At 66.3% G+C, this 24819-nt stretch carries 26 protein-coding genes and 1 tRNA gene; 13 read left to right on the top strand and 14 right to left on the bottom strand.

The window, feature by feature from the left end; genetic code table 11:
- The first annotated feature begins 75 nt into the window (after positions 1-75).
- Positions 76-966 (top strand): UTP--glucose-1-phosphate uridylyltransferase GalU, encoded by an 891-nt coding sequence (galU, locus tag ASC92_RS02130; RefSeq protein ID WP_056509852.1) that lies wholly within the window; start codon positions 76-78, stop codon positions 964-966.
- A gap of 67 nt (positions 967-1033) precedes the next feature.
- On the opposite strand, the gene ASC92_RS02125 is transcribed toward galU, so the two are convergent.
- From ASC92_RS02125 to cysM, 3 genes are all read right to left on the bottom strand, one after another.
- The gene (locus ASC92_RS02125; protein WP_056509850.1) at positions 1034-1261 is read right to left on the bottom strand and encodes a sulfurtransferase TusA family protein; all 228 of its coding nucleotides are present in this window, start codon (positions 1259-1261) and stop codon (positions 1034-1036) included.
- A complete protein-coding gene (locus ASC92_RS02120; RefSeq protein WP_056509848.1) occupies positions 1251-1826 on the bottom strand; it encodes an NUDIX domain-containing protein in 576 nt (191 codons plus the stop codon). Before ASC92_RS02120 ends, ASC92_RS02125 begins: the two co-directional genes overlap by 11 nt.
- Before the next feature lie 142 nt (positions 1827-1968).
- On the bottom strand, positions 1969-2871 hold the full coding sequence (gene cysM / locus ASC92_RS02115; RefSeq protein WP_056509846.1) for a cysteine synthase CysM: 903 nt from the start codon (positions 2869-2871) through the stop codon (positions 1969-1971).
- A gap of 42 nt (positions 2872-2913) precedes the next feature.
- Between cysM and ASC92_RS02110 the strand changes: the two genes are divergently transcribed.
- Positions 2914-2998: transfer RNA gene (locus ASC92_RS02110), tRNA-Leu, on the top strand.
- A 373-nt stretch (positions 2999-3371) separates the two neighbouring features.
- On the opposite strand, the gene ASC92_RS02105 is transcribed toward ASC92_RS02110, so the two are convergent.
- Positions 3372-4334 carry a LysR family transcriptional regulator gene (locus tag ASC92_RS02105; protein WP_056509843.1) on the bottom strand — a complete coding sequence of 321 codons (963 nt, stop codon included), beginning with the start codon at positions 4332-4334 and terminating at the stop codon, positions 3372-3374.
- An 88-nt stretch (positions 4335-4422) separates the two neighbouring features.
- Here ASC92_RS02105 and ASC92_RS02100 point away from each other — a divergent pair, with 88 nt between their 5' ends.
- From ASC92_RS02100 to aroQ, 6 genes are read left to right on the top strand one after another with little or no spacing between them, the layout of a single operon-like run.
- Positions 4423-5352: a ketopantoate reductase family protein gene (locus tag ASC92_RS02100; RefSeq protein WP_056509841.1), complete on the top strand. Its 930-nt coding sequence runs from the start codon at positions 4423-4425 to the stop codon at positions 5350-5352.
- A complete protein-coding gene (locus ASC92_RS02095) occupies positions 5349-5735 on the top strand; it encodes a VOC family protein (protein WP_056509839.1) in 387 nt (128 codons plus the stop codon). The genes ASC92_RS02100 and ASC92_RS02095 overlap by 4 nt, the downstream gene beginning before the upstream one ends.
- A 25-nt stretch (positions 5736-5760) precedes the next feature.
- Positions 5761-6216, top strand: a complete 456-nt coding sequence (locus tag ASC92_RS02090; RefSeq protein WP_056509837.1) for a MaoC family dehydratase — start codon at positions 5761-5763, stop codon at positions 6214-6216.
- A complete protein-coding gene (locus tag ASC92_RS02085) occupies positions 6213-7496 on the top strand; it encodes a CaiB/BaiF CoA transferase family protein (RefSeq protein ID WP_082519449.1) in 1284 nt (427 codons plus the stop codon). The genes ASC92_RS02090 and ASC92_RS02085 overlap by 4 nt, the downstream gene beginning before the upstream one ends.
- A 13-nt stretch (positions 7497-7509) precedes the next feature.
- The gene (gene aroE / locus ASC92_RS02080; protein WP_056509835.1) at positions 7510-8331 is read left to right on the top strand and encodes a shikimate dehydrogenase; all 822 of its coding nucleotides are present in this window, start codon (positions 7510-7512) and stop codon (positions 8329-8331) included.
- Between the two features lie 15 nt (positions 8332-8346).
- Positions 8347-8784, top strand: a complete 438-nt coding sequence (aroQ, locus tag ASC92_RS02075) for a type II 3-dehydroquinate dehydratase (RefSeq protein ID WP_056509833.1) — start codon at positions 8347-8349, stop codon at positions 8782-8784.
- Positions 8785-8846: 62 nt separating this feature from the next.
- Here aroQ and ASC92_RS02070 read toward each other — a convergent pair whose 3' ends face one another.
- Complete coding sequence (locus ASC92_RS02070; protein ID WP_056509831.1) at positions 8847-9386, bottom strand: hypothetical protein; 540 nt, start codon at positions 9384-9386, stop codon at positions 8847-8849.
- A gap of 16 nt (positions 9387-9402) precedes the next feature.
- Between ASC92_RS02070 and ASC92_RS29545 the strand changes: the two genes are divergently transcribed.
- Positions 9403-9549, top strand: coding sequence for a BrnA antitoxin family protein (locus ASC92_RS29545; protein WP_268810463.1), 147 nt, complete (start codon positions 9403-9405; stop codon positions 9547-9549).
- 49 nt (positions 9550-9598) lie between these two features.
- Here ASC92_RS29545 and ASC92_RS02065 read toward each other — a convergent pair whose 3' ends face one another.
- Positions 9599-10540: an SDR family oxidoreductase gene (locus ASC92_RS02065; protein ID WP_056509829.1), complete on the bottom strand. Its 942-nt coding sequence runs from the start codon at positions 10538-10540 to the stop codon at positions 9599-9601.
- Positions 10541-10616: 76 nt separating this feature from the next.
- Between ASC92_RS02065 and ASC92_RS02060 the strand changes: the two genes are divergently transcribed.
- Positions 10617-11681 (top strand): CDP-6-deoxy-delta-3,4-glucoseen reductase, encoded by a 1065-nt coding sequence (locus ASC92_RS02060; RefSeq protein WP_056509827.1) that lies wholly within the window; start codon positions 10617-10619, stop codon positions 11679-11681.
- A gap of 18 nt (positions 11682-11699) precedes the next feature.
- A complete protein-coding gene (locus tag ASC92_RS02055; RefSeq protein WP_056509824.1) occupies positions 11700-12680 on the top strand; it encodes a Bug family tripartite tricarboxylate transporter substrate binding protein in 981 nt (326 codons plus the stop codon).
- Here the strand turns inward: ASC92_RS02055 and ASC92_RS02050 are convergent.
- A complete protein-coding gene (locus ASC92_RS02050; RefSeq protein ID WP_056509822.1) occupies positions 12652-13428 on the bottom strand; it encodes a Crp/Fnr family transcriptional regulator in 777 nt (258 codons plus the stop codon). The two genes, ASC92_RS02055 and ASC92_RS02050, sit on opposite strands and share 29 nt — an antisense overlap.
- Before the next feature lie 156 nt (positions 13429-13584).
- On the opposite strand from ASC92_RS02050, the gene ASC92_RS02045 reads away from it, so the two are divergent.
- Together ASC92_RS02045 and ASC92_RS02040 are read left to right on the top strand one after the other, a co-directional pair.
- A complete protein-coding gene (locus ASC92_RS02045; RefSeq protein WP_056509820.1) occupies positions 13585-15780 on the top strand; it encodes a xanthine dehydrogenase family protein molybdopterin-binding subunit in 2196 nt (731 codons plus the stop codon).
- Between the two features lie 11 nt (positions 15781-15791).
- The gene (locus ASC92_RS02040) at positions 15792-16250 is read left to right on the top strand and encodes a (2Fe-2S)-binding protein (RefSeq protein ID WP_007830311.1); all 459 of its coding nucleotides are present in this window, start codon (positions 15792-15794) and stop codon (positions 16248-16250) included.
- Between the two features lie 9 nt (positions 16251-16259).
- On the opposite strand, the gene ASC92_RS02035 is transcribed toward ASC92_RS02040, so the two are convergent.
- The 7 genes from ASC92_RS02035 to ASC92_RS02005 form a co-directional block, all read right to left on the bottom strand.
- A complete protein-coding gene (locus ASC92_RS02035) occupies positions 16260-17021 on the bottom strand; it encodes an ABC transporter ATP-binding protein (RefSeq protein ID WP_056511771.1) in 762 nt (253 codons plus the stop codon).
- Between the two features lie 16 nt (positions 17022-17037).
- A complete protein-coding gene (locus ASC92_RS02030; RefSeq protein ID WP_056509818.1) occupies positions 17038-17811 on the bottom strand; it encodes an ABC transporter ATP-binding protein in 774 nt (257 codons plus the stop codon).
- Between the two features lie 20 nt (positions 17812-17831).
- The gene (locus ASC92_RS02025; protein WP_056509816.1) at positions 17832-19040 is read right to left on the bottom strand and encodes a branched-chain amino acid ABC transporter permease; all 1209 of its coding nucleotides are present in this window, start codon (positions 19038-19040) and stop codon (positions 17832-17834) included.
- A gap of 10 nt (positions 19041-19050) precedes the next feature.
- Positions 19051-19980, bottom strand: a complete 930-nt coding sequence (locus tag ASC92_RS02020) for a branched-chain amino acid ABC transporter permease (RefSeq protein ID WP_056509814.1) — start codon at positions 19978-19980, stop codon at positions 19051-19053.
- A 240-nt stretch (positions 19981-20220) separates the two neighbouring features.
- On the bottom strand, positions 20221-21513 hold the full coding sequence (locus ASC92_RS02015; RefSeq protein WP_056509812.1) for a replication-associated recombination protein A: 1293 nt from the start codon (positions 21511-21513) through the stop codon (positions 20221-20223).
- Between the two features lie 10 nt (positions 21514-21523).
- Positions 21524-22156: an outer membrane lipoprotein chaperone LolA gene (lolA, locus tag ASC92_RS02010; protein ID WP_056509810.1), complete on the bottom strand. Its 633-nt coding sequence runs from the start codon at positions 22154-22156 to the stop codon at positions 21524-21526.
- A gap of 160 nt (positions 22157-22316) precedes the next feature.
- A complete protein-coding gene (locus ASC92_RS02005; RefSeq protein ID WP_056509808.1) occupies positions 22317-24752 on the bottom strand; it encodes a DNA translocase FtsK in 2436 nt (811 codons plus the stop codon).
- Positions 24753-24819: the final 67 nt, after the last annotated feature.

Genomic DNA, 24819 nt, shown 5'->3' with positions numbered 1-24819 from the left:
GATGCCAGAAGCGGTTTCGCACCGCGCTCTACCGCATCCTGCGGTCCCCCTTTGAAGAAAGACGCTGTACTGCCCATGTCCACTTCCTCGACCCGCATCCGCAAGGCCGTATTCCCCGTTGCAGGCTTTGGTACTCGCTTCCTGCCAGCCACCAAGGCACAGCCGAAGGAAATGCTGCCCGTGGTCGACAAGCCACTGATTCAGTACGCGGTCGAAGAAGCCTATGCAGCGGGCATCCGCGACATGATTTTTGTGACCGGTCGCAACAAGCGTGCGATCGAAGATCACTACGACACGGCCTACGAACTTGAAAGCCAGCTCGAAGCCAGCGGCAAGGATGCGCTGCTCAACATCGCCCGGTCGGTGATGCCCGACGACATGACCTGCTCTTACGTGCGCCAGCCACGCATGCTGGGCCTGGGCCACGCCGTGCTGTGCGCCGAACACCTTGTGGGCAACGAACCCTTCGCCGTGCTGCTGGCAGACGACCTGATGGTCGGCCCCGAAGGCGGCCAGCCTGTGCTGGCGCAGATGACCGCGGCGTTCAGCCGCCTCGGCGGCTCGCTGCTCGCGGTGCAGGAAGTGCCGCTGGCGCACGTCAAGCGCTACGGCATCGTGGCCGGAGAGGTGATCGAAGAAGGCCTGGTGAAGGTCAACCGCATGGTCGAGAAGCCCAAGCCCGAAGACGCGCCCTCGCGCCTGGGCGTGGCCGGCCGCTACATCCTCACGCCGGGCGTGTTCGACGAGATCCGCAACCAGCCCAAGGGCGCGGGCGGCGAGATCCAGCTGACCGACGGCATCGCGGCGCTGATGAAGAAGGAATCGGTCTACGCCTACTCGTACAAGGGCATCCGGTACGACTGCGGCAGCAAGGAAGGCTTCCTGCAGGCGTCGGTGGAACTGGCGCTGGCGCACCCCGAGGTGGGCGCGGAGTTTCGCGAGTACCTCAAGAGCCTGAAGCTGTAGTCGCTTCGTCGAGCGCCATCGTGCACGAAGGAAGGGCCGCTGACGCGGCCCTTTTCTTTTCTCTTGGTCAGCGCCGCTTCAGCACGTGGATGAAGTCGCTGCCCACCGTCTCTTGCTCCATCAGCTCGTTGCCCGTCTGGCGCGCAAAGGCCTGAAAGTCGCGGATCGATCCGGGATCGGTCGACACCACCTTCAGCAATTGCCCGCTCGCCATCTCGTTGAGCGATTTCTTCGCCTTGAGGATCGGCAGCGGGCAGTTCAGCCCGCGCGTGTCGAGCTCGCGATCAACTTGCATTGCCCGGCTCCGGCGGCAGGTTCAGGCCGCGGCGGCGCTCTTCGTTTTCCGCGGCAGTAAAAAACACGGGCTCGTGCCCGCGCGTGCGCAGCCAGTCGGCCAGCGCATAGCCGGTGCCAGCGGGCCAGCATTTGAGGTCGGGCAGATCGTAGAGGCGGTAGTCCACCAGCTCGGGCGACAGCTTCACCTCGCCATCGGCCACCACGTGATACGCGATGATGATCTGGTTCATGCGCTGGAAGTCGTAGGCGCCGACGATCTTCGCGGCGCTGATGTCGAGGTTGGTTTCTTCCTTCACCTCGCGCGCAATGCCCTCCTCGGGCGTCTCGCCGGCTTCCATGAAGCCGGTGATCAGCGCGAACATCTTGCCGGGCCATGCCGCATTGCGCGCCAGCAGCACCTGGCCGCGGTACTCGACGATGGCCGCGAGCACGGGGGTGGGGTTGTTCCAGTGCGTGTGGCCGCAGTTGGGGCAGCGCAGGCGCTCCTTGGGGCCGCCGTCTTCCATCAACGCAATCCATTCGAGAGGCGTGGCACAGACCTGGCAGAACTTGGGATGGGACATGGGGTTTTTCTCAGCGTTCTTGTAGTTGGATCGTGGCTTCTTCCAGAAACATCGCAGAACCGGCTTTGCCGGGCTGCCGATGTTGCCCCTGGAGGGGGTTGGCGAAGCGACACGAAGTGCGCATAGCCTGGGGCGAGCCTTGTCAGGCGGGGAAGACGCCGGTGGAGAGATAGCGGTCGCCGCGATCGCAGACCACGAACACGATGGTGGCGTTCTCTACCGTCTTCGCCACTTCGAGCGCGGCCCACAGCGCACCAGCCGCCGAGATGCCGCCGAAGATGCCTTCTTCGCGCGCGAGGCGTCGGCACATTTCTTCGGCATCGTCCTGGCTCACGCTGATTTCTTCATCGACGCAACTCGGGTCGTAGATCTTCGGCATGTACTCGGCGGGCCACTTGCGGATGCCCGGAATGCGCGAGCCTTCGGCCGGCTGCGCGCCGATGATGCGCACTGCCGGGTTCTTCTCCTTGAGGAAGCGCGACACGCCGGTAATGGTGCCGGTGGTGCCCATGGCACTCACGAAGTGCGTGATCTTGCCCTTGGTGTCGGCCCAGATCTCGGGCCCAGTGGTCTCGTAGTGGATGCGCGGGTTGTCGGGGTTGGCGAACTGGTCGAGCACCCGGCCCTTGCCCTGCGCCACCATCTGCTCGGCGAGATCGCGGGCGTATTCCATGCCGCCGCTCTTGGGCGTGAGCACAAGCTCGGCGCCGAAGGCCTTCATGGTCTGTGCGCGTTCGATCGAGAGGTCCTCCGGCATGATCAACACCATGCGGTAGCCCTTGATGGCCGCGGCCATGGCCAGCGCGATACCGGTGTTGCCGGAGGTGGCTTCGATCAGGGTGTCGCCGGGCTTGATCTCGCCGCGCTCCTCGGCGCGCTTGATCATCGAGAGGGCCGGCCGGTCCTTGACCGAACCTGCGGGATTGTTGCCTTCGAGCTTGCCGAGAATCACGTTGCCGCGCTTGGCGTTTTCTGCGGCGTGGATGCGTTGCAGGGCGACCAGGGGGGTCTTGCCGATGGCGTCTTCGATCGTCGGATAATTCATGGCAGCCACTGTGCCATAATTTTAGGCTTCGTTCAGAACCCTGCCCGGGTGGTGAAATTGGTAGACGCAGGGGACTCAAAATCCCCCGCCGAAAGGCGTGCCGGTTCGATTCCGGCCCCGGGCACCACGGTTTCAGACACGCGCCCCGATAGCGCTCGCTGACAAGACCGAGGCGTTCCACGACACATTCCGCAAACAGAGCACCCCTGTCCTGTAGCAAGTAGGACATTCGCAGCGCCGTGATGGTGTGTCACCTGTAGCACGCAGGCAGTTGTGTTTCCAAATGCCACATTGCGCAGTCCTCTTTCCGGGCATCGTTTGAACAGCGATGATCAGACGACTTATTGACCCTGCGCATCGATTCCGCTGGCTTGCCTCGTTGAGATTGCGCAATCGCAAACGGACGGCAAACCTTCGGGATGTGCTTCAGCGTTCCGGGCGTCCTCGATGGTGACAATCCAGGCTGGCCGTGGGAGGAGAACAAGCCCGACTGAGATGAGTCAGGGCACGCGGTTCTGTTTCGCCGCCGGTTTGGCTGGCTTCTTCGCAAACAAGTCTTCGCACAATCCCCGAAGCCAGCGGTTGGCCGGGTCTTGGTGGTAGCGCGCGTGCCAGTGCTGCTTGACCGTGAAAGGCGGTACCGGCACCGGGCAATCGAACACTTTCAGCTCGTTGGCGCGCGCCAGTGTCTCGCCGATGTGGCGCGGCACGGTGGCAACCAGGTCGGTGGTCGACACGATGGCGGCGAGGCCCAGGAAGCCCGGAATTTCCAGCAGGACGCGGCGCTCCACGCGATGCCGCAACAAAGCCGCATCCAGCAACTGAACGCCGGTGCCACCGACGATGCCGATGTGCGCCTCCGTCTTGTAGTCCCGCAGGCCAAGGCTCTTGCGGCCGATGCGCGGATGGGCGGCATTGACCAGGCACACCCAGTCCTGCGGATACAGCACCTGCTGATAGAAGCCTGACTCCAGCCAGGGCACCAAGCCAATGGCCAGGTCCGCCTGGCCGGATTGCAGCGCTTGTGCGCTCTGCTCGTCGATACGCGCCGCTTCCAGCCTCACACCCGGCGCCACTGCGCGCACGTGGGCCAGCAAACGCGGCAGCAGCGTGATGTGGCTGGCGTCCGTCATGCAGATGCGAAATCGGCGCGTCGCACTCGACGGGTCGAAGGCCTCCGCGGGCGCGGCAAGGCGTCGCAGCGATGCCAGCGCTTCACGCGCCGGCACGATCAGTTCCTCTGCACGTGGCGTGGCCTGCATGCCGGCGGCCGTGCGCACGAAAAGCTCGTCCCCCAACTGCCTGCGCAGCCGCCCGAGCCAGTTGCTCACCGTTGGCTGGCTCTGGCCGAGTTGTTCGGCGGCGCGCGTCACGCTGTTCGTGCTGTAGAGCAGATCGAAGAGGCGCAGCAGCTTGACGCTGAGAAGCGCGGTGCCGCCATCGGTGTCGTCGTCGAGGTTCATTTCAAAATGGAATGTAGATCATTTCATCCATGTCATGGCGCAAATGAAGGCCGAAACCTATCGTCGAGGCATTCCAACGGAGACACGCATGAAGATCTACTTTCTTGGCGCCGGTGCACTGGGTTGCGCCATTGGCGGGACACTCGCGGCGGCGGGGTCGGATGTCACGCTGATCGACCCCTTCAAGGCGCACGTCGACGCGATCAACCGCGATGGCCTGCGCATGAAGGACGGCGACACCGAGCGCGTCGTCAAGGTTCGCGCGGCACCGGACAGCAGCGGGCTGGAGCCCGCCGACCTGGTAGTCGTGCTGGTCAAGTCATTCCACACGCGTTCAGCCATCGAAGGCGCCAAGGGCATCGTCGGGCCTGGCACGGCCGTCATGTCGCTGCAGAACGGCATGGGCCATGAAGAAATCCTGTCCGAGGCGGTGGGCCGCGAGCGGGTGCTGGCAGGCAAGACCTACGTGGGAGGCGTGCTGCTGGGCCCTGGCCAGATCGTTGCCGGCACGCGCGGCAAACGCACGGTGATCGGCGAGCTCGGCGGCTCCATCAGCGAACGCGCCAAGGCAATCGCCGCCGAGTTCGAGCGCGCCGCGCTGCCCTGCGAGGTCAGCGACAACATCATGGGCGTGATGTGGGACAAGCTTCTCATCAACGTTTCCACGGGCGCGCTGAGCGGGATCACGGGACAGGTCTACGGAAGCCTCTATGCAGTGCCGGAGATCGAAGCCACGGCCATAGCGGCAGTCGCCGAAGCCATGGCGGTTGCCAGGGCCAGCGGCGTCGCCCTGTCGATCAAGGAACCGCGCGACGCATGGGTGATGGCCGCCGAAGGTCTGCCGTACGAATTCAAGACCTCGATGCTGCAAAGCCTGGAGAAGGGGTCGATCACCGAGATCGACTTCATCAACGGATCGGTGGTGCGAAATGGCCAGAAGTACAACGTGCCGACGCCGGTCAACCAGACGCTGGTCGCTGCCATCAAAGGCATCGAACGCCGCATGGAGGCGAAATGAGCACCGCACCGAAGGCCTACGTCGAGCACATCGCGATCTGGGTGAAGGACATCCACTGGCACATCAAGTTCTTCCACGACGTGTGCGGCATGACGATGCGCGAGCTGCAAGGCACGGCGGAGGAGCCGATCCAGTACTGGACGCTGGGCGGCATGCAGTTCATGGCCAAGCCCGACTACGCAGGTCCCGAGGGTCGCCTTGGCCATCTCGGCGTGATGTGCGAGGACCTCGAAGCGGTGCTCGCCGCGGCGCAGGCCTTCGGCGTCACCGAAATGCCGCAGGGCCGCAACTGGCTGCGCCTGCCTGACGGCCTCGCCGTCGAATTCATCCAGGCCAGCGCGGGCTCGGTCGCGCAGGCCCTGGCCGTCAATCCCCGTGCCTGAACACCCCACTTCACAGAGAGACACCATGCCCCCCATCGAAGACAAATATTGGGATGACGCCATCGTCGGCGAAGAATGCGTCAGCCCGCCCTACGAAGTCACCGAAGCCCGCGTGATGGCATATGCCGACCTCACCGGCGACCACACGCCCGTGCACACTGACGAAGCGTACGCACGCACCACGCCCTTCGGCACGCGCGTTGCTCATGGCCTGTTCGGCCTGTCGATCGCCGACGGACTCAAGACGAAGAGTGACATGCGCTTCATGCCCGGCATGTCGCTGGGCTGGGAATGGAGCTTCGTCGGCCCCATCAAGCTTGGCGATACCGTGCGCGTGAAATTCCACGTCGGCACCAAGCGTGAATCGAACAGCCGACCTGGCTGGGGCATCCTGGTGCTGCCGTCAGAGCTCCTCAACCAGCGAGATGAAGTGGTGCAGAAGGGCGAGCACCGCGTGATGGTTCCCAGGAGGGCCGCATGAGCCGCCCGGCCGCTCCGAAGGCGAATACCGAAGCGCTGCTGCGCGAAGGTTATCCAGTGAGCGCCCGGCAGGCGCTGCCGCTGGCTGGCATCCGCGTCGTCGACTACAGCCACTTCCTGGCCGGCCCCTATGTGGGCCGCTGCCTGGCGGCGCTCGGTGCGGAGGTCATCAAGGTCGAGCGGCCGGGTACCGGCGACGCCGGTCGCCAGCACGCCTGGTTCGTCGGTGAGCACAGCGGCTACTTCCTGCAGCAGAACATGGGCAAGAAGGGGTTGTGCGTCAACACCAAGGACCCGCGCGGCAACGAACTGATGCAGCGGCTGGTGGACAGCGCCGACGTGTTCGTCGAGAACTACCGCCCCGGCGCCTTGAAGAAACTGGGCCTAGGTTACGAGGAGTTGGCAACGCGCAATCCCGGACTCGTCTATTGCTCGATCTCGGCCTACGGCCACACCGGTCCCGACTCGCACCGCGCCGGCTTCGGCCTGATCGCCGAGGCCAAGAGCGGCATCATGCAGATGGTCGGCAATCCCGGCGAGGCGCCGCCGCTGCTGCGCATCTCCCTGGGCGACATGTACACCGGCATCCACGCGGTGGCCGCGATCAACGCGGCTCTCCTCGGTCGCGTGAAGTCGGGCCAGGGGCAGCACATCGACATGGCGCTGTACGACACGCTCGTCTCGATGCATGAGTACGCGGTGCAGTGCTACACCCTGTCGGGCGGCAAGGAAGTGCCCGTGCAGACCGGCCACGACATGCCCAATTCCACGCTTTATGGCGTGTTCCGCGCGCAGGACGGCGACCTGGTGATTGCGGCGCAGGTCGACGATGCCTGGAAACGCTTCGCCGCACTGGTGGCGCAGACCGGCGGCCCGGCCGGCTTCGGCGACGACACGCGCTATCACACCTCGGTCGGCCGCAACGCGAACCGGCTGGAGATCCTGCCGGTGGTCCGGGCCTGGGTGGAAGCCCGCCCGGTCGCGGAGGTGCTGAGCTTGCTCGACGCGATCGACGTGCCCTGCGCCAAGGTGCAGCGCATCGACGAGGTGCTGGCCGACCCGCAGATCCAGGCGCGCGGCATGGTCGTGGAGCAGCAGCATCCGGCGCTGGGAACGATCCGCCTGCCCAACCTGCCGTTCCGGTTCTCCGGCTGCGACACCACGCAGACACAGGTAGCGCCCGACCTGGGCGAACACAACGCCGAGGTGGCCGCCAGCCTGGGCTTCAGCAATGCGCAGATCGCTGCCATGCAGGCCGATGGCGTGCTCTACGGCAAGTGAGGAGACGAACATCATGACCGACCGCTACGCCGTCATCGGCAATCCCATCGGGCACACCAAGTCGCCCGTGATCCACCGCAGCTTCGCGCAGGCCACGGGCCAGGACATCGGCTACAGCGCAATCGAGGGCCCCCTCGACGGATTTGCCGGGGCCGTGCATGCGTTTCGCGAGGCCGGCGGCCGTGGCATGAACGTCACTGCGCCGTTCAAGCTGCAGGCTTTCGAGCTTGCAACCGACAGGCTCGAGCGGGCCGAGCTTGCCGGTGCCACCAACGCACTGAAGTTCGAGGGCGGCCGCATTTATGCGGACAACTTCGACGGCGTCGGCCTGGTCGCCGACATCACGCGAAACCTTGGCGTCGCGATGAAGGGCGCGCGCGTGCTGTTGCTCGGCGCGGGCGGCGCCGCGCGCGGTGCGCTGCTGCCGTTCCTTGCGCAACAGCCATCCGAGCTTGTCGTGGCGAATCGCACGCCGGCGACCGCCCGGGTGCTGGCGGAGGGTTTCGCATCCTATGGCCAGGTGATCGCGTCGGGCTACGATGACCTTGCCGGCCAGCGTTTCGACATCGTTGTCAATGCGACCTCTGCCAGCCTGAAGGCCGAGCTGCCGCCAGTGCCCGCCGAAGTGCTGAAAGGTGCGAAGCTGGCCTACGAGCTTGTCTACGGTAAGGGACTCACGCCTTTCCTGCGCCTGGCCCGGAATACAGGCGTGCCGCAACTGGCCGATGGCGTCGGCATGCTGGTCGAGCAGGCGGCGGAGGCCTTCGCATGGTGGCGCGGCGTGCGTCCCGACACGCGCGCGGTCATCGATCGGATGACGATCCCACTGGTCTGATGAAGAGGTGACACCATGAAAATCCTCATGCTGCACGGCATCAACCACAACATGTTCGGCAAGCGCGATCCGGTGCAGTACGGCACCGTCACACTGGCCGAGATCGACGCGCGACTTCAGGCGCTCGGCAGCGAGCTCGACGCCGAGATCGAGAGCTTCCAAACCAATAGCGAGGCCGCGATGTGCGAGCGCATCCACCGAGGCTTTGCCGACGGCGTGGATGCCGTGCTGATCAACGCCGGCGCATGGACGCACTACAGCTACGGCATCCGCGACGCCTTGGCAATCCTGACGGTGCCAGTGGTCGAACTGCACATGTCGAACATCCATGCACGCGAGCCCTTTCGCCACCACTCGGTGTTTGCCGACATCGTCAGAGGCCAGATCTGCGGGTTTGGTATTGACAGCTACTTGCTAGCGCTGCGCGCGGCGGTGTCAGCGGCTCTCCCGTAAGCGGCGCCGCAGGAGCCATTGCCGCTTCGCTCTCCGAGCTGACATTCCCCATCCACCAACGCTCAGCACCTCGCTCTGAACTGCTGATCTCGAACTGCCTTGCGCTGCTCGGCGATCCATCCCTGTGACGCGCCACTCTGCGGCTGTCGCGCCAAGCGGTCGTAGTACTCCACCTGTTGATTGAAGTACGCGCAGCTTGAGGTATCGCCACTGGCGCCCGTCACGCCCGGCGCGCTGGAAGCGCGCTGCTGCATGGCCTGTTGCTGGACCGCGTAGCCTTGTCTGGCCTGCTGGTCGGCGATCTGCACCTGCTGCTCCCACGGCAGCCCGGCCGGGACCGACTCGATTCGCTCTACCAGAGCGCTACGCTCGCGGCAGTGGCTCGGCGACCAGAACCGTCCGCCGCTGTTGCCGACGCAGAGGAACACCTGGGAGGCGCCGGCTGAATCGAGGTTGCGCACCGGGGGCGACACGTCAACGACCCGCCCTCCTCCGCGGCCACAGGGCTCGCTGCTGTATTGATTGCCGCATCGATAGACCTGCTGTGCATGGGCAATGCCGCTGGCGATCAAGAGCAGGCTGGCGAGAGAGGTGACGCGCATAGTGCGATGGTAGCGACTGGATGCGGTCGTTCTGGAAGCGCTGAAGGCCGCCGGCCCAGGCTGGCAAACGCGCGCGAATGACGCTCTGCGGGAGGTGTTCGTGGCGAAGGCAACGCCCGGCACGCGGTCCAAGCGCTCGCACTTTGGCGGGGGAAACACCTGAGGCCCGGCAGAGCCGGCTCCTCGGTGTTCCCTGAAGGGGCCTTCCCCTCTTATGCCGATCCGGTCGTTTCGCGCAGGCCCGTGTGCACCGTCGGATGCGCCAGCCGCACCCGCAGTTCGCGCTTGAGCCGCTTGTTGTCCAGCCGGCGCGATTCCCCCATGAAACTCAGCAATTGCAGCGGCAATTGCCGCTCGGCCTCGCCGCGGGCCACGCGTGGCGGGCGGGGCATGCCATAGAGGTCGGCGGCCAGGTCGACGTAGTCGCCCATGCGCAGTTCGGTGTCGTCCGAGGCATGCACGATGCGCTGCGGCTTGCCGCGGAACAGGGCCGCCACGCAGGCGCGCGCGAGGTCGTCGGCATGGATGTGGCTCGTGTAGACGTCGTCCTCGCGCCGCAGCACGGGCGTGCCGCGCTGCAGGCGGCCGCGCGGGGTGCCGTTTTCGCGGTCGGGGGCGTAGATGCCCGGAATGCGCAGGATGCTGGCGCGCACACCGGCGCTGCGGCCCAGCCAGCGCACGGCGCGCTCGGCGTCTACGCGACGATGGGAGCGCGGTGTGTCGGGCCGCACGCCGCGGGTTTCGTCGACGCGGGCGCCGCCGCAATCGCCGTACACGCCGCTGGTCGAACCGTAGACGAAAGCCGAAGGCAACGACCGCAGGCGCAATGCCCGCACCAGCTGGGTGGTGCGCTGGTCGCGCCACCAGGCGGCGCCGGCGTCGCGGGCGGGCGGCGCCAGATGCAGCACCCGCGTGGCGATGCCCGCCAGCCGGCGCAGGGTAGCGGCGTCGTCCAGATTGCCCACCAGCGGCCGGATGCCGGCTGCGCGCAGAGCGCCCACGCGGTCGGCGGACGAAGTGAGTGCCACCAGTTGCATGCGGCCGCGCAGATCGCGCGACACGCGCTGGCCGACGTCGCCGCATCCGACGATCAGCAGGCGCTCGCGCCGGAACCGCGCTGGCAGAGCGCCGGAGGGGCTATTGATTGAAGGCAAAATCCTGTTCCTGTCCCAATTCAGTTGCTCACCGGGCTTCGTACGGCCCGCGAAGAGTTCACCTCGAAGAATACCGATGACTGCTACAGCGCCGCACGAAGCGGGCTTTTCCATCCACGTCGAACCTAGCGGACGCCATTTCGTGGTCCATGGCGACGAGACCATCCTCGCGGCGGGCATCCGACAGGGCATCGGCCTCCCCTATGGCTGCAAGGACGGCGCCTGCGGCTCGTGCAAGTGCAAGAAGCTGTCGGGAGAGGTCACCCTGGGGCCCCATCAGAGCAAGGCCCTGAGCGCCGAGGAACAGCTCGCCGGCTACGTGCTGACCTGCTGTGCGCACGCCCGGAGCGACGTGGTGCTCGAGTCGCGACAGGTCACGGAGGCCGGCGCCCTGCCGATCCGCAAGATGCCGGTACGGGTGCAAGGCCTCGCGCGCCTGTCGCACGACGTGATGATGGTGCGCCTGCAGTTGCCGGCCGGCGAGCCGCTGCAGTTCTACGCCGGCCAGTACGTGGAGTTCATCCTGCGCGATGGCGCACGCCGCAGCTACTCGATGGCCAATGCGCCGCACACGCTGGGCCAGCCCGGCACGGGCATCGAACTGCACCTGCGCCACCTGCCCGGCGGCAAGTTCACCGACCATGTGTTCGGCACGATGAAGGAAAAGGAAATCCTGCGCATCGAGGGCCCCTTCGGCAGCTTCTTCCTGCGCGAGGATTCCGCCAAGCCGATGATCCTGCTGGCCTCGGGCACGGGCTTCGCGCCGATCAAGGCGCTGCTCGAGCACATGAAATTCAAGGGCATCGAGCGGCCCGCCACGCTCTACTGGGGCGGGCGCCGGCCCGAGGACCTGTACATGGACGCCTGGGTGCGCGAGGAGATGGCGCAGATGCCGAGCCTGCGCTACGTGCCCGTCATTTCCAACGCCACGCCCGAAGACAACTGGACCGGCCGCACCGGCTTCGTCCACCAAGCCGTGCTGGAAGACTTCGCCGACCTGTCGGGCCACCAGGTCTATGCCTGCGGTGCGCCCATCGTGGTCGACTCGGCCAAGCGCGATTACGTGGCGCTGGCGGGCCTGCCCGAAGAGGAATTTTTTGCCGACGCATTCACCACAGAGGCCGACAAGGCCCTTCCCTGAGACAACCCAAAAAAGACAATGAAGACGAGACACTTCCTTCTCACCCTGCTCGCCAGCGCCACCGCCCTGCTGGGCACCAGCCAGGCAATGGCGCAGCAACAGCAGCGCCCCATCCGCCTCGTCGTGCCCTACGCGGCAGGCGGCCCGATCGACAACACCGCGCGCATCCTGGCCGAGCGCGTCAAGGACACGCTGGGCCCGGTCATCATCGACAACAAGCCCGGAGCGGGCGGCAACATCGGTGCCGACATCGTGGCGAAGGCGCCCGCCGACGGCCTGACGATCGGCATCGCGGCCACCGCCACCAACGCGGTGAACCCTTGGCTCTACAGCAAGATCCCGTTCAACGCCGCGACCGACTTCGCGCCGATCACGCAGATGGTCCGCGTACCCAACGTGCTGGTGATGAACGCCGATACGGCCAAGCGCCTGAACATCAACAGCGTGGCCGACCTGATCCGCTACGCCAAGGCCAACCCGGCCAAGCTCAACTACGGCAGCGGCGGCAACGGCAGCGCCGGCCATCTCGCGGGCGAGCTGTTCAAGAAGGAAGCGGGCATCTTCGCGCTGCACATTCCGTACAACGGCGGCAGCCCGGCGCAGCTGGCGCTGATCTCGGGGCAGGTCGACTTCAACTTCGACAACCTCGCCACCGCGGCGCCGAACATCCGTTCGGGCAAGCTGAAGGCCATTGCGGTGACGACCCTGCAGCGCAGCAACGCGCTGCCCGACGTGCCGCCCATTGCCGACACGCTCAAGGGCTTCTCGATCGACACGTGGTGGGGCCTGGTCGCGCCGGCCGGCACGCCGCACGAGGTGGTCGTGAAGCTGAACCAGGCCTTCGTCGCCGCGCTGAATGCGCCGGAAACGAAGACCCGTTTCGCCTCGATGCTGGCCGAGCCGGTCGGCAATTCGTCCGAGCAGTTCGGCAGCTTCATGAAGAGCGAACTCGCCAAGTACGAGCAGGTGGTCAAGGCCACCGGGGCGAAGGTGGACTGACGAGGTCGTGCAGGGGCGCTACGGCCTGCGTGTCGGTGGCCGCAGCCACGGCCGCCGCCGCTTCGGCCGCCCCGCTCTGGTACGTGCGCAGGCCTGCGAGGTCGAGCACTTCCACGCCGCCATGTTCGATACGCAACAGGCCGTCGCGCTGCAGCGCATGCAGCGCGCGGTTGGCACGCTGGCGCGACACCGCCGACAGCAGGCCGATCTCGTCCTGGCTCAGCCGCACGAAGCGGGTGGCACGCGGATAGAGGATGGGGTCGAACAGGCTGGCCAGGCAGCGCGCCACGCGCGCGTCGGGGCCGAGCAGCCGATCGAATTCCATGAGGCCGATGAACAGGCTCAGTCGCGCATTGATGTGTAACAACAGAAACCGATTGAAGTCGATGCTGGTGGACATCAGCCGCTCGAAGCTGCGCCGCGGCACGCAAGCCACGCGCGTGGGCCGCAGCGCCACGCCGTCGTAGCGCCAGCGTCCGGGGGTGAGCAGCGAGCCTTCGCCGCTCCAGCCTCCAGCGGTCACGCCGGTGAAGGTGGAGACGCGCCCGTCGGGCAGCGACACCGACATCTTCAGCAGGCCATCCATCACGCCGATCCAATGATCGGCGGGTTCGCCGCGCCGCACGACGAAGCCGCCGGCCGGGACCACGCGCTCGTGCGACTCCTGGACGACGTGGTCGAGTTCGTCGTCCGTGAGCGCGCGCGCCCACAAGCTCTCGCGAAGCATGTTCTCCAACGCGTTCGACATCGCGCCTCCTGCTGTCGTCCCTCGTGACATCGCATCGGCCGATCCGTCGCAGGCGCCGGTCGGCGGGGGACCGTAAGAAATGTCGTTGCAACGACATCTTCGGCGCGGCGATGGTGCCACAGTCATCCGCGTTCGCCAAACAACAAGGAGACAACGATGAAGCGTTCGAACAAGGACCCGCGCCCCGCGCGCGGACCGGACGGTGGAGACGCGCACGGCCTGCGCCGGCGCGACGTGCTGGGCTACGCCACGGCCGCACCGCTGGCATCGGCGGCGGCCGGCATCGCGGGGCTCGGTGCCCTCACGGCGCCCGCTTCCGCTGTGGCCGCGCTGCTGCCGATGACCCCGCCCGACACCACCGACCTGATCGACATCGGCGACGCGGTCACGCTGACGTCGCTGCCGACCATGCCGTTGGTGAAGGTGACGAACACCGGCGACGGCCGCGTGCGCCTGGCGCTGCCGCGCCTCGAAGTCGGCCAGGGCATCGCCACGGCGACCGCGATGATGCTGGCGGACAAGATGCGCCTGCCGCTGAGCGCCATCGAAGTCACGTCGGCCGACGCCAGCCCCGAGCTGATCTGGAACCAGCTCACCGGCGGCTCGTCGAGCGTGCGTTCGATGCACGCCGGCATGCCGATGCTGGGCGGCCTCGGCGGCCTGCTCTCGGGCTCGACGCCCTCGGTGGTCGGCCAGCGCGTGACGCGGCTCGACGCACTCGACATCGTCACCGGGCGCAAGAAGTTCACGCTCGACCAGGCGGTGCCCGGCGCCAAGCCGACGATGGTGCGGCGCCCGCCGACCATCAACGGCAAGTTCGTCGGCATCAACAACCTGAACACGGTGATGGGCATGCCGGGCGTGATCGGCGTGGTGCCGATTCCCGCCACGAACGGCATCACGCCGACGCCGCCGGGCGTGGCGGTGATGGCCGAAACCTTCGGCCAGGCCTGGGCCGCGGTGAACGCGCTCGACGTGACCTGGGGCGCCGGCCCGCTCGACGGCGAGTCGAACGCCACCATCATGAGCAAGCTGAAGTCGTCGCTGCTGCCTTTTGCGCTGCCGCCGCTGGGCGCGCTGACGGTCGAGGCCGAGTTCGAGTTCGCGCCGGCCGCGCACTGCCCGATGGAAGTCGAATGTGCGATTGCGGACGTGCGAGCGGATCGCGCCGAAATTTGGGCCGGGCTGCAGAGCCCCATCGTCACCCAGCAGGCAGTGGCCGCCGAGTTGGGCCTGCCGCTGAACAAGGTTGTCGTGCATGTGGTGCCCTCGGGCGGCTCGTTCGGGCGGCGCCTGTTCTGGGACCCGGTGCTGCAGGCGATCCAGGTGTCGAAGGCGCTGGGGCGCCCCTGTCGCCTGATGTACCACCGCACCGACGACATGCGCCACACGCGCATCCGCCCGCCGATCTACCAGAAGGCACGCGCCACGATGCTGCTGGGCCAGGTCATCGCCTTCGAGCAGCGCATCGCCAGCGTGCGGCTGGACACGCGCCACGGCTTCGGCAACATGCTCGAGGCCGCCGCCATCGCACTGCCCAATGCCTTCCCGCAGACGGTGGGCAACTTCGCGATCGAGCAGGTGATGTTCAAGACCATGGTGACCTCGCCCTACAACTTCGGCGTCACGACCAAGCTGCTGACGCCGGTGCCGATGGACATGAACACCTGCTCGTACCGCTCGGTGCACATCCAGCCCGCGCGGCTGGTGGAAGAGATCCTGGTCGACGAGATGGCCCGCGCCGCGGGCAAGGACCCGGTCGCCTTCCGGCTCGAGTACCTGCGCCTGCCGCGCGCCCGCGCGGTGCTCAAGGCGGTGGCGGAAGCCGCGCAGTGGGGCAAGGCGATGCCGGCGGGCTTTGCGCAGGGCGTGGGCGTGCACCAGGAGACGAAGTCGTTCACGGCCTGCATCGTCGAGATCGACGCGCGCGTGCCGTCGGCCGCGAAGGTGGTGCGCGCCACGATCGCGATCGACGTGGGCACGCCGATCAACCCCTCGGGCATCGAGGCGCAGCTGCAGGGCGGCCTGTGCGAATCGATCGCGCTGGTGCTGTCGGCGGGGCTGCACATCCAGAACGGCCTGCCGCTGGAAGGCAGCTACTCGCAGTACCACTTCTCGCGCATGAAGCACTACCCGAAGGACGTGAAGGTCATCATCCTGCCGGCCAACGGCGAGGCCATCGGCGGGCTGGGCGAGGTCGGCCTGTCGGCGAGCTCGGGCGCCATTGCCAACGCCTATGGGCGCGCCACCGGCATCAAGCCGCGCAGCTTCCCGCTGAACTTCCCGGTCGACTTCACGCCGATCCCGCCGGGCAAGCTGCCCACGCCCGTCAACGTTCCGATCCCCGCCTGAGGAGACCCGCCATGCCTGTGCAATCTTTCAAGGTGAACGGCCAGAACGTGGACGTCGAGGCGCCAGACGACCTGGCGCTGCTGTGGGTGCTGCGTGACAAGCTCGGCATCACCGGCCCGAAGTACGGCTGCGGCATCAACGTGTGCAAGGCCTGCACCTGCCACGTCGACGGCAAGGCCGTGACGACCTGCTCGGTGCGCGTGTCCGACGTGCGCGGCCGCCAGGTGACGACCATCGAGGGCCTGGCCAACGGCAACACGCTGCACCCGGTGCAGCAGGCCTGGATGAACCTCGACGTGCCTCAATGCGGCTTCTGCCAGCCGGGGCAGATCATGGCGGCGGTGGACCTGCTGCGCCGCACGCGCAACCCGACGGACGCCGACATCGACGCCATCGAGAACGTGTGCCGCTGCGGCACCTACGGCCGCATCCGCGAGGCCATCAAGGCTGCGGCGGCGGCAATGGGGTAGGAGGCTTGCTTATTCGCCGAGGTAGGCGGCCCGCACGCGCGGGTCGCTCAACAGGGCCTTGGCTTCACCGTTCATGGTGATCAGGCCTGACTCCATCACGTAGCCGCGGTCGGCCAGCTGCAGCGCGCGGTTGGCGTTCTGCTCCACCAGCAGGATGGTCACGCCCTGCGAGGCCACGGTCTGCACCACTTCGAAGATCTTGTCGCACATGATCGGCGACAGACCCATCGTCGGCTCGTCGAGCAACAGCACCTTGGGGCGCGCCATCAGCGCACGGCCCATGGCCAGCATCTGCTGCTCGCCGCCCGACATGGTGCCGGCCAGCTGGTCCTTGCGCTCGCGCAGGCGCGGGAAGGTGACGAACACGCGCTCCATGTCGCTCGCGATGGCGGCCTTGTCCTTGCGGATGTAGGCGCCGATCTGCAGGTTCTCGGTGATGGTCATGCGCGTGAACACGCCACGGCCTTCAGGCACCATCACGAGACCCTCTTCCACCAGGTCCCACGCACCGCGGCCCTTGATGCTGCGGCCCAGGAATTCGATGTTGCCGGCTCCGGCCGGCAGCGTGCCGGTAATGGCCTTCATGGTGGTGGTCTTGCCGGCGCCGTTGGAGCCGATCAGCGACACCAGTTCGCCTTCGCGCACCTCGAAGTCCACGCCCTTCACGGCCTGGATGCCGCCGTAGCCGACCTTCAGGCCGCTGACCTTCAGCAGCGTCTTGCCGGCCGCCTTGGCTTGCGCGGCGGTGGACGAGGTTTCTTGTTCGCTCATGGTTGCGGTGCTCATGTCAGTGGCCTCCGGTGCCGAGGTAGGCCTCGATCACCTTCTCGTTCTTCTGCACGTCCATCGGGGTGCCTTCGGCAATCTGCTTGCCGTAGTCCAGCACGGTGACCCGGTCGCACAGGCCCATGATGAGCTTGACGTCGTGTTCGATGATCAGGATGGTGCGGTTGTCGCGGCGAATGCGGTCAATCAGCTCGCGCAGCGCGACCTTCTCGGTCAGGTTCATGCCGGCGGCGGGCTCGTCCAGCGCGATGAGCTGCGGGTCGGTGGCCAGTGCGCGCGCGATTTCCAGGCGGCGCTGGTCGCCGTACGACAGCGTGCGCGCCTTGTAGTCGGCAAACTTGCCGATGCCGACGTAGTCGAGCAACTCGTGCGCGCGGTCGGCAATGGTCTTTTCCTCGGCCTTGAAGCTGCCGGTGCGCAGGATGGCGCCGAACACACCCGAATGGGTGCGGATGTGGCGCCCGACCATCACGTTCTCCAGCGCCGTCATTTCGGCGAAGAGGCGGATGTTCTGGAAGGTGCGCGCAATGCCGGCCTTGGCCACTTCGTGCACGGCCGTCGGCTGGTAGGGCTTGCCGGCGAGCTCGAAGGTGCCGCTGTCGGGCGTGTACAGCCCGGTGATCACGTTGAAGAAGGTGGTCTTGCCAGCGCCGTTGGGGCCGATCAGGCCGTAGACCTGGCCGCGCTTGATGGTGATGCCCACGTCGGACAAGGCTTGCAGCCCGCCAAAGCGTTTGGAAATACCGCGGACGTCGAGGATGGTGTCTGTCGTCATGTTGATTTTTCCTTCGGCGTTCAGGGATTGATCGACATGGGACGCGAAGCCGCACCCGGCAATTCATCGGCGGGCGTATCGATGCCCGGCGCATGCGTTTGCAGCGATCCGGGGGCCACGGCCGCGTGGGCCGGGTCGACGGGCACTCCGCCCTTCTTGGCCAGCGTCTTGCCGTGTTCCGGCGAGGGCCAGAGGCCGCGCGGACGCACCAGCATGATGATGATCATGGCCAACGCGATGAACAGCTGGCGCAGGATGGAAGCATCGAGGCGGCCGTCGGTCAACGACTGCAGCGGGCCGGCGACATAGCGCAGCACTTCGGGCAGCGCGGCCAGCAGCACGGCACCGAGGACGACGCCGGGCAGGTGCCCGATGCCGCCGAGCACCACCATCGCGACGATCATCACCGACTCCATCAGGCTGAAGGACTCGGGCGACACGAAGCCCTGGAAGGCCGCGAACATGGCGCCCGACACGCCACCGAAGCTGGCGCCCATGCCGAAGGCCAGCAGCTTCATGTTGCGGGTGTTGATGCCCATTGCCTTGGCCGCGATCTCGTCTTCGCGGATGGCCATCCAGGCGCGGCCGACGCGCGAAGTCTGCAGGCGGTGCGAAATGATGATCGTGGCGATCACCAGCGCCAGGAACAGGTAGTAGTACAGCGAGACCGAGGAGATCGAGAAGCCGTCGAACTTCCATGCCTTGCCGAGGTCGAGGCCCCAGAACTTGATGGAGTCGATGGCGGTGATGCCCTTCGGACCGTTGGTGATGTTCACCGGCTGGTCGAGGTTGTTCAGGAACACGCGGATGATTTCGCCGAAGCCGAGCGTGACGATGGCGAGGTAGTCGCCGCGCAGCTTGAGCGTGGGGGCACCGAGCAGCACGCCCAGGCAACCGGCCACCGCAAGGGCCAGCGGAATCACGATCAGCAGCGAGGTGTGCAGCCCGTTTGGAAACATCTGCGCGAACCACGGGAAGGTTTCGGTCAGGTGCGACGAGCCCATCAGCGCGTACAGGTAGGCCCCGATCGCGAAGAAGGCCACGTAGCCCAGGTCGAGCAGGCCGGCATAGCCGACCACGATGTTCAGGCCCAGTGCCAGCATCACGTAGAGCAATGCGATGTCGGCGATGCGCACCCAGGCGTTGCCCTGCATCTGCAGCAGCAGGGGCAGCGCGAGCACGGCGATGATGCCGATGATGTAGAAGGCGAGGTTCTTGCTGTTTTTCATGGCTCGTTCCTCAGGCACGGTCCGCCACGCGTTCGCCGAGCAGGCCGGACGGACGCAGCGTGAGCATGACGATCAGCACGATGAACGCGAAGATGTCGCTGTAGTTGCTGCCGAGCACGCCGCCCGTCAGCGTTCCGATGTAGCCCGAGCCGATCGCCTCGATGAGCCCCAGCAGGATCCCGCCGACCACTGCGCCGGCAAGGTTGCCGATGCCGCCGAACACGGCCGCAGTGAAGGCCTTGAGGCCAGGCAGGAAGCCCATAGCGTGCTGGGCGATGCCGTAGTTCGACGCATACATCACACCGGCGATGGCCGCGAGCACGGCGCCGATGATGAAGGTGGCCGAGATGACCATGTCGGGCCGGATGCCCATGAGGGCAGCGACGCGCGGGTTCTCCGCGGTGGCGCGCATTGCGCGGCCAAGCTTGGTGTAGTTGACCAGCCACATGAGCACCACGAGCGAGAAAGCCGTGACGCTCAGGATCATGACCTGTGTGGGAGAGATCACCGCGCCGCCCACGTGGATGGGGTCGGTCGGCAGCAGGTTGGGGTAGGCCTTGTTGGTCGGCTTCCAGATGATCATGGCCAGCGTCTGCAGCAGGATCGACATGCCGATGGCCGTGATCAGCGGCGCGAGCTTGGGACTGTTGCGCAGGGGCCGGTAGGCCACCTTCTCGATCACGAAGTTGAGGGTTGCCGCGACGATGCAGGCAATGATCAACGCGATGAGGAGGATCAGCCAGCCCGGTGTGTTGGGCATGCCGTCCTTCATGAGCCCGATGATGGTCCAGCTCGTGAGAGCCCCCACCATCAGCACTTCTCCGTGCGCAAAATTGATGAGGTTGATGATGCCGTACACCATGGTGTAGCCCAAGGCTATCAAGGCATACATGCTGCCCAGTACCAGACCGTTGATGATCTGCTGCAGCAAAATGTCCATAACGCGATTTCCTATGTGTTGCACCGTTGCGGGGTGCCATTCACCCGCCGGGCACCGGTTTGGCGCCCCTGGGTTGACAAGCAAAAAACCAGCCAACATGTGTCGCCGGCGGATTTGTGGGCGGGATTGTAGTCACGCACCAGCTTTGATTTGGTGCGCGGCGACCGGGGTTTACCCGCTCACGTCATGCTGTATGCGCGTAGGGCCATGCACGCTTTGCAGGCACGCTGCAAGCAAGTATCAGCCGTTGCCTTCGGCGTTCCGGCGGCGCAGCTCGCGCAGCTTTTCCGCAATGCGAATCTCGAGTCCACGCTCGACGGGCTCGTAGAAGACCTGGCCTTCCAGCCCTTGCGGAAGATAGCGCTCGCCGGCGGCGAAACCGCCCTCCTCGTCGTGCGCATAGCGGTAGCCCTTGCCGTAGTCGAGCTCTTTCATGAGCTTGGTGGGCGCATTGCGCAGGTGCATGGGCACGGGTCGCGTGCTGTCCTTCTTCACGAGGGCGCGCACCGCGTTGTAGGCCTTGTAGACGGCGTTCGACTTGGGCGCGATCGCGAGGTAGACCACGCATTCGGCCAGCGCCAGTTCGCCCTCGGGGGTACCCAGCCGTTCATAGACCTCGGCCGCATCGAGCGCCAGGCGCAGGGCGCGCGGATCGGCCAGGCCGATGTCTTCGCTGGCCATACGCACCAGCCGGCGCGCCATGTAGCGCGGATCGGCGCCGCCGTCGAGCATGCGCACGAACCAGTAGAGCGCGGCGTCGGGGTCGCTGCCTCGCACGGACTTGTGCAGCGCGCTGATGGTGTCGTAGAACTGCTCGCCGCCCTTGTCGTAGCGCCGCATGCGCTCGCCGAGCACGCGCAGCAGCCACTCGTCAGTGATGTGTTCGAGCTTTTCGGCGCGGGCCGCGACCGCGAGCGTTTCAAGGGTGTTGAGCAGCCGGCGTGCATCGCCGTCGGCATAGGCCACGAGGCGATCGACCGCCGCTGTGTCGATGGCGGGCACGGCCTGGATGGCCTGTGCGCGCGCCACGATCTGCTTGAGGTCGTCTTCGCCGAGCGGCTGCAGCACGTACACGGCAGCACGCGAAAGCAAGGCCGAGTTGACCTCGAACGAAGGGTTCTCGGTGGTCGCGCCGATGAAGGTGAAGAGGCCCGACTCCACATGCGGCAGGAAGGCATCCTGCTGGCTCTTGTTGAAGCGGTGCACCTCGTCGACAAACACGATGGTGCGCTGCTGCTCCAGTCCGTCGCGTGCGGCGGTGGCGCGCTCCACCGCTTCGCGGATGTCCTTCACGCCGCCGAGCACCGCGCTGATGCTCAGGAACTGCGCGTCGAACGCATCGGCCATGAGCCGCGCGATGGTGGTCTTGCCGGTGCCCGGCGGCCCCCAGAGGATGCAGGAATGCGGCTGGCCCGATTCGAACGCGATGCGCAGCGGCATGCCCGGGCCGAGCAGGTGCTGCTGGCCGATCACGTCGCCCAGCGTTTTGGGACGCAGGCGCTCGGCAAGGGGTTGGTGGGCGGTGGTGGCCAAGCCTGTGGGTTTATTGCTTGACGACGTCCGCGCCGGCCGGCGGCTTGAAGTCGAACACGCTTGCCGGCAGCGACGGGTTCACCTCGACCTTGCCGAACTTGAGCACCGAGCGCTGGCCGAAGCTGTCGAGGATTTCGAGCGCTGCCAGCGCCTCGCCCTGGAAGCCGACCTGCACGCTCTGCAGCTGGCCGTCCTTGTTCTTCGGCGTGGCCTTGACCCATTGCAGGCCGTCGCGCTCCGGCGCGGCCTCGAGAGTGAAATCGGCCTGCAGGGCCTTCAGGTCGGGCGCCGCGGCGATCAGCGCCGCCGGCGTGGAGCCCAGCGCCTGCGCCTGCGCGCGCTGCGTGACCTGGTTCAGGTCGGCGTCGTAGAGCCACAGTGTCTTGCCGTCGGCCACGATGACCTGCGCAAAGGGCTTCTGGTAGTCGAACTTGAATTTGCCGGGGCGCTGGAATTCGAAGGTGCCGCTCGAAGTCTTGGTGCGGCCCGGTTGCCCTTCGCGCGCCGGGGCGGTCACGGTCTGGGTGAAATCGGCGCGGCCGGACTTGACCGTCCTGACGAAGGTTTCAAGGCTTTCGAGCCCGCCGGCCCAGGCGTTGGTGGAACTCAGGAGGCCGATCAACAGCCAATGACGCAATTTCAATTTGGATTCCTCGCTTGGAAAAGCTGTGGCATTGGCATCGACCCTAACCGCCGCGAATTGCGGCAACTGCAGGGCTTCATGAAGATTTGCAATGCCGACCGGCGTTTTTGCAAATTGCCTTTCAGCACGTAACCTGAATCTTGAAAACCCGCGCAGCGAATTACTCCGCCGCGCGCGCCGGCACCAGAATTTCGCGCTGGCCGCTGCCGCTCATCGCACTGACCAAGCCGGCCTTTTCCATGTCCTCGACGAGGCGCGCGGCGCGGTTGTAGCCGATCTTCAGGTGGCGCTGCACCAGCGAGATGCTGGCCTTGCGGTTCTTGAGCACGACCTCGACCGCCTGGTCGTACATCGGGTCTTTTTCCGCATCGCCGCCGCCGAGCAGGTCGCCGTCACCGTCGCCATCGACCGTGCCGCCTTCGAGCACGCCCTCGATGTAGTCGGGCTCGCCCTGGCTCTTGAGATAGGCCACCACGCGGTGCACTTCCTCGTCGCTGACGAAGGCGCCGTGCACGCGAATGGGCAGGCCTGTGCCGCTGGGCATGTAGAGCATGTCGCCCATGCCGAGCAGCGCCTCGGCGCCCATCTGGTCGAGGATGGTGCGGCTGTCGATCTTGCTCGACACCTGGAACGCGATGCGCGTCGGGATGTTGGCCTTGATAAGGCCGGTGATCACGTCAACGCTCGGGCGCTGGGTGGCAAGAATGAGGTGGATGCCTGCGGCGCGCGCCTTCTGCGCGAGACGGGCGATCAGCTCTTCGATCTTCTTGCCTACCACCATCATCAGGTCGGCCAGTTCGTCGATGACCACGACGATGTGCGGTTCGCGCCGCAGCGGCTCCGGATCGTCCGGCGTGAGGCTGAAGGGGTTGTAGATGAACTCCTCGCGCGCCTTGGCTTCGTCGATCTTGGTGTTGTAGCCGGCCAGGTTGCGCACGCCGAGCTTGCTCATGAGCTTGTAGCGGCGCTCCATCTCGGCCACGCACCAGTTCAGGCCGTGCGCCGCCTGGCGCATGTCGGTGACCACGGGCGCCAGCAGATGCGGAATGCCTTCGTAGACCGACATTTCGAGCATCTTCGGGTCGATCATGAGCAGGCGAACGTCGCGTGCCTCGGCCTTGTAGAGCAGTGACAGGATCATCGCGTTGATGCCCACCGACTTGCCCGAGCCGGTGGTACCGGCCACCAGCACGTGCGGCATCTTCGCGAGGTCGGCCACCACCGGGTTGCCGATGATGTCCTTGCCGAGGCCCATGGTGAGCATCGACTTGCCTTCGTTGTAGATCTGCGAACCCAGGATTTCGCTGAGCTTGATCGACTGGCGCTTGGCGTTCGGCAGTTCGAGCGCCATGTAGTTCTTGCCCGGAATGGTCTCGACCACGCGGATCGACACCAGCGAGAGCGAGCGCGCGAGGTCCTTGGCGAGGCCGAGGATCTGCGAGCCCTTGACGCCCGTGGCGGGCTCGATTTCGTAGCGCGTGATGACGGGGCCGGGCGAAGCGAGCACCACGCGCACCTCGACGCCGAAGTCCTTGAGCTTTTTCTCGATCATGCGCGAGGTCATCTCGAGCGTGTCGGACGAAACAGTTTCCTGGCGCGCTTGCGCGGCGTCGAGCAGGTCGACCTGCGGCAGCTTGCTGTCGGGCAGTTCCTTGAAGAGCGGCTTCTGGCGCTCCTTGACGACGCGGTCGCTCCTGGGCACTTCGGTCATCGCGGGCTCGATCTGCACCGGGGGCGATGGCGGGCGGCGCTTGGGGCGCGGCTCGAGGCGGACTTCGTCCTCGTCGTCGTCGAAGGCACCACCTGACGACGAAGCCAGCGAGGGCTCGGCCCGGTCCGGGTCGCCGCGCGTGAACGCAGGTTCGTCGGCCTCGGCACGCTCGCGGGCGGCCTGCTTGCCCATGGCGATGTCGGCGGCCATTTCGCGCTTCTCGCGGCGTGACTCGAACAGCGAGTAGGCACGCGCGCCGATGCGCTCGGCGATCAGGCTCCAGGAGAAACGGAACACCAGCGCCGAGCCGATCACGCCGCCGGCGATGGCCACCAGCGCCGATCCGGTGAAGCCCATCCAGCGCACGCTGGCCGGTCCCACGAGATAGCCCAGCGCGCCGCCACCGGAGCCCGGCAGGTGCGCCTCGAGCCGGTACAGGCGCGACCATTCGAGCATGGTGCTCGCGCACAGCAGCAGGACGAGCCCGAACCAGAACGCAAGGCGGCTGCGGTTGAAGCGCCCACGCGGTGCCGGTTGCTCGCCGGATGCAGGCTCGCCGCCGCGCAGCCAGTTGGCCAGCGACGAAAGCCAGGCGCGCAGCCCGGCAAAAAGGCACCACCAGACGGAATAGCCGGCGAGGTAATAGCTGCCATCGGCCAGCCAGGCGCCGATGCGGCCGCCCCAATTCTTGATTTCGCCCCCCGTGCCCGAGGTGGACCAGGCGGCATCGGAAGGCGTGAAGCTCAGCATCGCGAGCAGCCAGAACAACAGCGCCGCGAAGCCTGCGATCAGCGTGATTTCGTGGGCGAAGCGCATGGCGCGCATGCGCACGGGTTGCCCCTCGGCGGCGGAAGAAGATTGAAGCGTATTGAGCGAATAGGTCATGAAAAACACGGCGCCCGGCCCGGAAGATCGGGGCCGGAAGCACGAACACTACAACAAAAGGCCGGGA

The organism is Variovorax sp. Root411 (assembly GCF_001425205.1).
GTDB lineage: Bacteria > Pseudomonadota > Gammaproteobacteria > Burkholderiales > Burkholderiaceae_C > Variovorax.
This window is presented reverse-complemented; position numbering and strand designations above follow the sequence as displayed.